The sequence below is a fragment of the Kitasatospora sp. NPDC057518 genome (genome assembly GCF_042802075.1).
Taxonomy (GTDB): domain Bacteria; phylum Actinomycetota; class Actinomycetes; order Streptomycetales; family Streptomycetaceae; genus Kitasatospora.
In genome coordinates, this window is record NZ_JBHVEU010000447.1 from 1 (window position 1) to 7,408 (window position 7,408).

Annotated in this window: 8 protein-coding genes and 1 pseudogene; 6 read left to right on the forward strand and 3 right to left on the reverse strand. The window is 70.7% G+C overall.

All coding sequences use genetic code 11. From position 1 onward, the window contains the following. Nucleotides 1–509 precede the first annotated feature (509 nt). The gene (locus tag ACFU7Z_RS32665; RefSeq protein ID WP_380781486.1) at nucleotides 510–731 is read right to left on the reverse strand and encodes a hypothetical protein; all 222 of its coding nucleotides are present in this window, start codon (nucleotides 729–731) and stop codon (nucleotides 510–512) included. Nucleotides 732–874: 143 nt separating this feature from the next. Here ACFU7Z_RS32665 and ACFU7Z_RS32670 point away from each other — a divergent pair, with 143 nt between their 5' ends. Both ACFU7Z_RS32670 and ACFU7Z_RS32675 read left to right on the forward strand, forming a co-directional pair. After that, entirely contained in the window at nucleotides 875–1,198 is a 324-nt protein-coding gene (locus ACFU7Z_RS32670; protein WP_380781488.1) for a hypothetical protein, read from the forward strand. Further along, a complete protein-coding gene (locus ACFU7Z_RS32675; RefSeq protein ID WP_380781490.1) occupies nucleotides 1,195–2,232 on the forward strand; it encodes a hypothetical protein in 1,038 nt (345 codons plus the stop codon). The genes ACFU7Z_RS32670 and ACFU7Z_RS32675 overlap by 4 nt, the downstream gene beginning before the upstream one ends. A 106-nt stretch (nucleotides 2,233–2,338) precedes the next feature. Here the strand turns inward: ACFU7Z_RS32675 and ACFU7Z_RS32680 are convergent, their stop codons facing one another. Beyond that, nucleotides 2,339–3,565 (reverse strand): alpha/beta hydrolase family protein, encoded by a 1,227-nt coding sequence (locus ACFU7Z_RS32680; RefSeq protein ID WP_380781492.1) that lies wholly within the window; start codon nucleotides 3,563–3,565, stop codon nucleotides 2,339–2,341. 112 nt (nucleotides 3,566–3,677) lie between these two features. On the opposite strand from ACFU7Z_RS32680, the gene ACFU7Z_RS32685 reads away from it, so the two are divergent. Continuing rightward, nucleotides 3,678–3,992, forward strand: coding sequence for a transposase (locus ACFU7Z_RS32685; protein ID WP_380781494.1), 315 nt, complete (start codon nucleotides 3,678–3,680; stop codon nucleotides 3,990–3,992). A gap of 96 nt (nucleotides 3,993–4,088) precedes the next feature. Here ACFU7Z_RS32685 and ACFU7Z_RS32690 read toward each other — a convergent pair whose 3' ends face one another. Further along, on the reverse strand, nucleotides 4,089–4,772 hold the full coding sequence (locus ACFU7Z_RS32690; RefSeq protein WP_380781496.1) for a hypothetical protein: 684 nt from the start codon (nucleotides 4,770–4,772) through the stop codon (nucleotides 4,089–4,091). A 78-nt stretch (nucleotides 4,773–4,850) separates the two neighbouring features. On the opposite strand from ACFU7Z_RS32690, the gene ACFU7Z_RS32695 reads away from it, so the two are divergent. The 3 genes and pseudogenes from ACFU7Z_RS32695 to ACFU7Z_RS32705 all read left to right on the forward strand — a co-directional run. After that, a complete protein-coding gene (locus tag ACFU7Z_RS32695) occupies nucleotides 4,851–6,119 on the forward strand; it encodes a sensor histidine kinase (RefSeq protein WP_380781498.1) in 1,269 nt (422 codons plus the stop codon). Continuing rightward, nucleotides 6,116–6,811, forward strand: coding sequence for a response regulator (locus ACFU7Z_RS32700; RefSeq protein ID WP_380781500.1), 696 nt, complete (start codon nucleotides 6,116–6,118; stop codon nucleotides 6,809–6,811). Before ACFU7Z_RS32695 ends, ACFU7Z_RS32700 begins: the two co-directional genes overlap by 4 nt. Nucleotides 6,812–7,014: 203 nt before the next feature. After that, a pseudogene (locus ACFU7Z_RS32705) lies at nucleotides 7,015–7,408 on the forward strand (transposase); the annotation flags it as partial.

Below are 7,408 nucleotides of genomic sequence, written 5' to 3' on the forward strand. Positions count from 1 at the left end.
GGTCCCACCACTCGGGAGGCCGGGGCGGTGGCGTTGGGGAAGAGGCGCCGGGACACCGATGTCCCGGTGAGCCGGAGGGCTACCGGTACCAGTCGTCTCCGCCGTCGTCCATTTCCCTATTGGAGTGTGCCTGTTGAAGGCGATCCGAAGGGGTGCTCGTTGACAGGCTGGAAGGTGTTCTGGGTCCCAGACGCCCGCAACCGTGCCGGTGTCCGGTCGAAGCTGCTGGCCGGCTGGGACGACCTGAGCGCGCGGGAGGCGGCGAGCGGGATTCACCCGGGGGACCCGATCTCCCTGTCGCCGGACCACCAGGTCGATCCGGTACTGAGCCTCTACGTGCAGTCGAGGGCGTTCCGGTTCTACGAGGTGGAGACGAAGAGGAACTACGCGACGGACATCGCATTGCTGCTGACCTTTCTGTGGGGGCGGGGCAAGTCGTGGCTCCGGGCGGAGGGACGAGATCTGAACGACTACGAGTTCTGGCGGACCTGTGCTCCGGAGAACCTCGGTCAGATCGGCGGGGCCAAGTGGAATCGCGAGCTGGCGGCGTTCACGGCGCTGTTCCGCTGGGCGAAGTGGGCGGGGTGGATCGCCTCCAATCCGGTGGAGATGCGGGAGGTTGTCGGCCGGGACGGCTCGGTGGCGGAGGTTCCGCAGGCGCGGGCGAAGGACGCGCGGTCGTCGAACGTGCGGTGGCTGACGCCGCGGACCTGGCGACTGTGGACGGACATCGGCTTGCGGGGGCTCGACGGGGACAGCCGGCCGGGGTACGGCTGGGCCTGGCGGCTGGAGGACCGGAACGTGGCGTTCGTGCGGACGGTGACGTCGTCGGGGCTGCGGAAGCAGGAGGCGGGGTCGTTGCTGACCAGGCGGCGTGTGGCGAAGCGGTCGGCCAGTTCCGACCCCCGACGCGGCCGGCGGCTGCGCCGCCTCGTTCCTGCTCTGCCTGGGCTGCCGCAACGCCCGTGTCCACCCGGGGCATCATCCCCGGCTGGCCCACCTGCACCAGGCCCTCGGCAACGCCCGTTCGGTGCTGCCCGCCGACGTGTGGGCCGAGGGGTGGGGCGACGCCCACACCCGTCTCGAAGACCTTCGCCTGCAGGTCAGCGCCCCGGCCTGGCAACAGGCGCTGACCGGCGTTACCGAAGGCGACCGTGCCATCATCGACCACCTGCTCGCCGGAGACCTCGACCCGTGACCACCGCTGCCGCCACCGACCGCTTCCGCCTCGCCGTGCCCGGCCCGGCCACGCCCGTCATGCCCGACCACCTGATCACGCCCGAGCACGCCCACTTCAACTCGCGCTATGCGGACCGGGTATGGTCGCTCGCCCCGCTGATCGCCAACCCAGGCGAGAGCCTGCGCTCCGTCACCTGGCAGCAGTTCCCCATCCACCTGCGCGAGGAGATCCGGCTGGCCGCGTGGACGCTGATCAACGGTGAGCTGCGGCCCACCTTCGTCAAGCAGCGCGGCATCAAGATGCGCACCCGCCTGTCCCCCGCGCTCGTGCGCGAGACCATCGACACATGGCGGCACCTCGCCACCTGGCTCGACCAACGCGGCATCCAGTCGCTGGCCGCGTGCGACCAGCAGGTGCTGCACGACTACGGGCTCCACCTGCGGGAGAGCGCCACGTCACGCAAGGCCGCGACCAGGCCGCTCACCGCGCTGGTCCGGCTGTGGGCGTTCGACGGACTCAGCGGGTTCCCGGCCGGCATCGCCCGGCCCCCGTGGGACGAGTTCGGCGTTGACGACTACCTGCCGGCCGCGGGCTCACTGGGTGGGGAGAACGCGCGCGAGCCGCTGGCCGCGGAGACCATGGGTCCCCTGCTGGTCTGGGCCGTCCGGATGGTCGAGGACCTCTCCGACGACATCCTGGCGGCCTGGTGCGAGGGCGAACACCTGCGCAGGACCGCCAGGTCCAACAGGTCCACCCCGGCCGGCAAGGCCGCACTGCGCTCCTTCTTCGAACCGCTGCTGGCCGCCGGACTTCCCCTGCCCGCGAACGAGGAGAACGGGGCGATCCGGCTGGCCCGCGAATACGTCCTCGCCCGCACCGGCGCCTCCGGCAAGCAGCTCGACGCGATGAACAAGACCCACGACCTCACCGGCGCCGTCGCCCGCCGACCCGGACCGTGCCCGAGAACCAGAGCCTGCGCGCCCGTGTGGTCGCCGACGACCCTACGGTCGTCCCCATCGGCCAGCGCCCTCCGCGTTAGAACCGTCACCTGAACGCGCGAACCCGGGCCGACAGCCGCAGCCGACTGCCCTGTCCGGCGTTCTCCCGACGTGGAGATCGCAACCCAGGAAGCCACCGTCACCATCCGGACCTTGTCGGTCAACGGCAAGCGGACGCGGCGCTGCACCAGTGCTGGAAGAGTACTTCCGGATTGTTCGGCGAGGGGCCGTCCAGCAGCGGACTGTGGATCCCCTTCAGCGTCCGGTCGAAGAACGCTGTCACGTACTCGCGGGTGATCTCCACCCCGCGTGCCGGGGAGAGGGGCGGCGTCGGGAACCCGGCCTCCTCCAGAAGCAGGTCCAGGTCGGTGAAGCTGGTGTGGTCGGCGCCGGCGACCGTCAGCCACTTCTTGTAGCCGCCGAGGGCGTCCCAGGCCTGCCCCCACGTGGTGTCGCCGCCGCCGGCCGGGTGGTTGCCGGGCGAACTCAGCATGAGGAACGGCCGGTTGATCTGGCCGGGCATCGGGGCCGGGGCGAAGGTGCCGTCCATGTTCACTCCGGCCCGTACTCGCGGGTCGGCGATCATCGTGGTGGCGGCCGCCGCTCCGCCGAGGGAGTGTCCGGCCATGCCGATCTCGTGCTCGTCGATGAGGTGTGCCAGGCGCCACGCGGTATTGCCATGCGTCAACTGGTCGATCACGAAGGACACGTCCAGCGCGCGGCTGGCGGTGACCGTGCCCATGTCGAGGTTCGGGTCATCGCAGATCGCGCACGGCGGCGTCTGGCCGTTCGCCAGCGTCTCGCCGCTGTCCTCGTAGGTGTGGCCGACGAGTGCGACGACGTAGCCGTGACTGGCCAGGTCGGTCGCGAGTGAGGTGAGCATCATGCGCGGGTGCTCGAACCCGGGCGAGAGGACTACCAGCGGATACTTGCCGCTCCGCGGCCGCGCGCCGTCGAAGGCGTGAGTGGCGACGCTGGAAAGGTTCTGTGGGGTGATGCCAGAGCTCGCCGGTATCTTCCGGAGCTGGATGGCTCCGGCTGCCTCGGCGAGGGTCATGTAAGGGGCCGGAGTCCCGGTCCCGGGGACGGCCGGATAGACCATCGTGACGGTCAGTTGGCGGGGGCCGGATGACGGCACCCACGGGTCGGGACGGCTCGCGTCGGTGAGGTGGATGACGTCCTCGCCGGCGGCGTAGGGGCCGGTCGGCGCGGGGAGCGTGCCTTGGAAGGACCGCGTGGGCGCGGTGGCCGTGGCCGTGGCCGGTGCGGTGTCGAACGCGTGCGTGGCCGACGGTGTGGTCGTGGCGGCGAAACCTGCGCCGGTTCCGGTGACGAGGGCGGCGAGCGCCAGCGCCGCGACGGCGCTGATACGGCGATTGCGTTTCATGGGATCGACGCTAGGTTCCGCGGCTCCGTATCGAATCGGCCCGTGGATGTAACCATTCTGGTGTCGTTCGTAGCCCCCGCGAGGTACCGGAGTAATCCGCCGGGAGTATGTCGTGCGGCGCGGGGTTCCCTTCGCCGGCATCGTCGAGCGCCACCTTCGTCTTGGCCTACGACGAACACGACGCCAAGCCCTACCGCTGGACCTACGACGGTTCCGGACCGGGGTGGCCTGGCGGGATGTGCCGCCGCGGTACGGCTCCTGGGCCACCCTGCACACCCTGTTCCGGCGCTGGGCCGAGGACGGAACCTTCGAGCGGATGTTGCGGTCCGCGCAAGCGCAGGCGGACGCGGCCGGCGACATCGACTGGCTCGTATCGGTCGACTCCACCGTCGTGCGAGCCCGCCAGAGTGCCGCCGGGGCACGATAAGGGGAACCCAGAACCAGGCGCTCGGCCGCTCCCGAGGCGGGCTGACCGGCAAACTCCACCTGGTCGTCGACGGACTCACGTCACGAGCTCTTCCGCTCAGCGGCCCGGCCGATGGAAGGTCCTGGTCGTGAGAGCCGCGCAGGCCACCGCCAGCGGCAACTCGGCGAAGACCGTCATCAGCACCGCCAGCTTGAAGTCCGAACCCGGGGCAGCCGTCATGGTGTCGAACCAGGCGTCGACCAGCAGCACGGCCGAGGTCGCGGCGGAGGTCAGGCAGGCCCGGCAGTCGCCGCGCCTGAGGAGCAGTCCGGTGGAGAGCAGGCCGAGCGCCTCAAAGCCGTCCAGACCCGTCCACGTCCAGGCCCAGTGCGAGGCCTGAGCTGTGGCCGGCAGCCCGGTGTGCAGGAAGACCAGCCAGGGAATCATCGCCAGCCCGAGCACGGTGAGGACCGCGGCCGCCCGGCGAAGCAGCAGAGGGAACGTGGAAGCGGCCGCGGCCTTCGGAAGGATCCGCGGGACACCGGAGCCCGAACCGGCGTCCACGCGGACCAGACGGAGCGAATGAACGCCGGTCAGCAGGCCGAGGGAGAGTACTGATGACAACATCGCGGTGAACGTCGTCAAGGCCATGACGAGGGAATGGGCCCGACGCCGGCCCACGCCGAGGATCGCCACACAATCACCGGACGCCACGGACAAGGTCACACCGGCCACCGCGGGCGGGCCGTCGTCGTACTGCTTTATCGCGTCTTGGAGAGCGGTCATCGGCGGATTCGTCATGGCCATGAACCTAGGAACGGACCATGATCCATCGCGTCGGCCGGTGGATTTCGCGTTCCCCAGGCCGTCGGCCCGGGGGTGTACCCCGCGTACATCCCCGGGGCGACGCGCGGAGCCCACGCCACTGAATACGATCTCCGCATGGAAGAGCTCCTCCAACGTCTCTCGACATCGAAGCGCGTGACCTGGCTGACGTCACAGGCCGTGGTGCTGGCCACCGCCGGCCTGTACGCGCTGATGATCCCCTTGACGATGGGGACCCCGGATCCTGAGCACTCCCTGTTCGGGTTCCCCGACCTTGAGCCCGTCCAGATGCTGGGTCTGTACGTCGTGCTCGCCCTTCCGGTTCTGCTGGTGCGCCGTCTGCCGGCGACCGTCTTCGCGGTGATCCTGGGCGAATCGGTCCTCGGCGACGCCTTCGGCGCCCGGCCCGTCATCATGTTGGTCCTGCTCGTCGCCTTGGGCGGGTACCTCGCCGCCCGGCGGCCGAAGGCTGCCGCCGTCGGCTCCGTCGCGGGCGTCGCGGCCGCTTTCGTCAACGACATCCACGACCGCGAGCAGTCCGTCGGCGACGCGGTCCAGTGGGCCGGGGGGTTCGCGTTGTGGTTCGCGGTCGCGTGGATCTTCGGAGGGGTGTACCGCAAGCGCCGTGAGTACCTCGGAGCCCTGCACGAGGAGAAGGCGGCCCGCGCCGTCATGGCCGAGCGGCTGCGGATCGCCCGCGAACTGCACGACAGTGTCGCGCACAGCATCGGGATCATCACGGTGCTGTCTGGAGCGGCGGCGCGGGTCGTGGACACCAAGCCCGAGCAGACGCGGCAGGCGCTGAGCGGCATCGAGTCCACCAGCCGCCAGACGCTGCTGGAGCTGCAGCGCATGCTCGGGGCGCTGCGCCGCGCCGAGCCGGACGAGGCCATGCCGGGGGCCGCTCCGCTGGCGCCGGCCGGCAGCCTGGCCGATGTCCCGCGGCTCGCCGAACGTACGGCCGACGCCGGGGTGCGGGTCCACGTGGACTGGCGGGGCGAGCGGCGTCCGCTGCCGCCGGAGATCGAACTGTCGGCATTTCGGATCATCCAGGAGTCGGTGACGAACGTGGTGCGGCATTCCGGTGCGCGGACGTGCAGGGTCGAGGTCGGTTACGAGCCGGAAGGAGTGAGGATCGAGGTGGTGGACGACGGGGACGACGGTCCCGGCGGGCCCGGCCGTCCGAGGCCCTGGGCGGCGGCTGGCGGGAGCGGCTTCGGCCTGCTCGGCATGCGCGAGCGAGTGACGTTGCTGTCCGGCCAGTTCAGCGCGGGCCGGCGTCCGGAGGGCGGATTCCGGGTGACGGCGAGGCTCCCGGCATGAGCGTGCGGGTGCTGCTGGTCGATGACCAGCCGCTGATGCTGGTCGGGCTCGGGATCCTGATCGGCGACACCGACGACCTGGAGGTGGTGGGCGAGGCCGGCGACGGCCGCGAGGCGGTGCGCCTGGTGCGTGAGCTGCGGCCGGACGTCGTGGTGATGGACATCCGGATGCCGGGCATGGACGGGATCGAGGCGACCCGGCAGGCAACCGCCGAGCCGGACCCGCCCAAGGTGCTGGTGCTGACGACCTTCGACGACGACGAGTACGTCTACGGCGCTCTGCGCGCCGGCGCCAGCGGATTCCTGCTCAAGAGCATGGCCCTGGACGCGATCCTGGACGCGATCCGTGTGGTGGCGGCCGGCGACGCGTTGATCGCGCCGAGCGTCACCCGACGGCTGATCGCCGACTTCGCCGGAACCTCCGCCACCCCCGCCACCCCCACGGCCCCCGAACCGGACACCGAGCCCGCCGCGGACTCGAGCCCCATCGCGGGGATCACCGACCGGGAGCGCGAGGTACTGGCACTGGTCGGACAGGGGCTGTCGAACGCTGAGATAGCCGAGCGGCTGGTGATCAGCGCGGCGACGGCGAAGACCCATGTCGCGCGTCTGTTCGCCAAGCTCGAGGCCCGGGACCGCGTCCACCTGGCGATCATCGCCTTCGAGGCCGGACTCGCGCCGGGTGGACGGTAGGGCAGGGTGAGAAGAACGATCACCGACCACGAGTTCGCCACGTTCGCCAGACGCGCGAGCTCACCCACCTGGCCGCGGCGGGATTCGAGCCGAGGTTGTTCAGGAAGTCACGGACCGGCGCGGGTGTCGAGAGCGTGGTAGCCCGCTTCACGGATCGAGGAGGATCGGACCGAGGAAGAACCTTTAGCAACGTCAGCGCCAGCTACCTGCGTGGCCTGTTGCTGGACGGGCGGCGCAAGTCGATGCAGCCGATGGCCGAGCGCCTGGGCGTCGACCACCAGCGCTTGCAGCGGTTCATCTCCTCCTCGACCTGGCCGGTCGAGGAGGTCCGCGCCCGGATCACCCGGCGGGCCGTGCAGGCGCTGGCACCGGCCGCCTGGGTGATCGACGACACCGGGTTCCCGAAGGACGGCACGGCCTCGCCCGGGGTCGCCCGCCAGTACTCCGGAACACTCGGCAAGATCGGCAACTGCCAGATCGGGGTGAGTGTCCACGCGGTCACCGACACGGCGTCCTGTCCGCTCGACTGGCGCCTGTTCCTGCCCGCTGCCTGGGACCCGGAACATGCTGCGGATGAGGCCGCCGCCCGCACCGGGC

Bases quoted from the DNA above. Each gene is read 5' to 3' on its own strand.
- ACFU7Z_RS32680 (WP_380781492.1), bottom strand. From the start codon at position 3,565: ATGAAACGCAATCGCCGTATCAGCGCCGTCGCGGCGCTGGCGCTCGCC.
- ACFU7Z_RS32665 (WP_380781486.1), bottom strand. From the start codon at position 731: ATGTCCGTCCACAGTCGCCAGGTCCGCGGCGTCAGCCACCGCACGTTC.
- ACFU7Z_RS32690 (WP_380781496.1), bottom strand. From the start codon at position 4,772: ATGACGAATCCGCCGATGACCGCTCTCCAAGACGCGATAAAGCAGTAC.
- ACFU7Z_RS32700 (WP_380781500.1), top strand. From the start codon at position 6,116: ATGAGCGTGCGGGTGCTGCTGGTCGATGACCAGCCGCTGATGCTGGTC.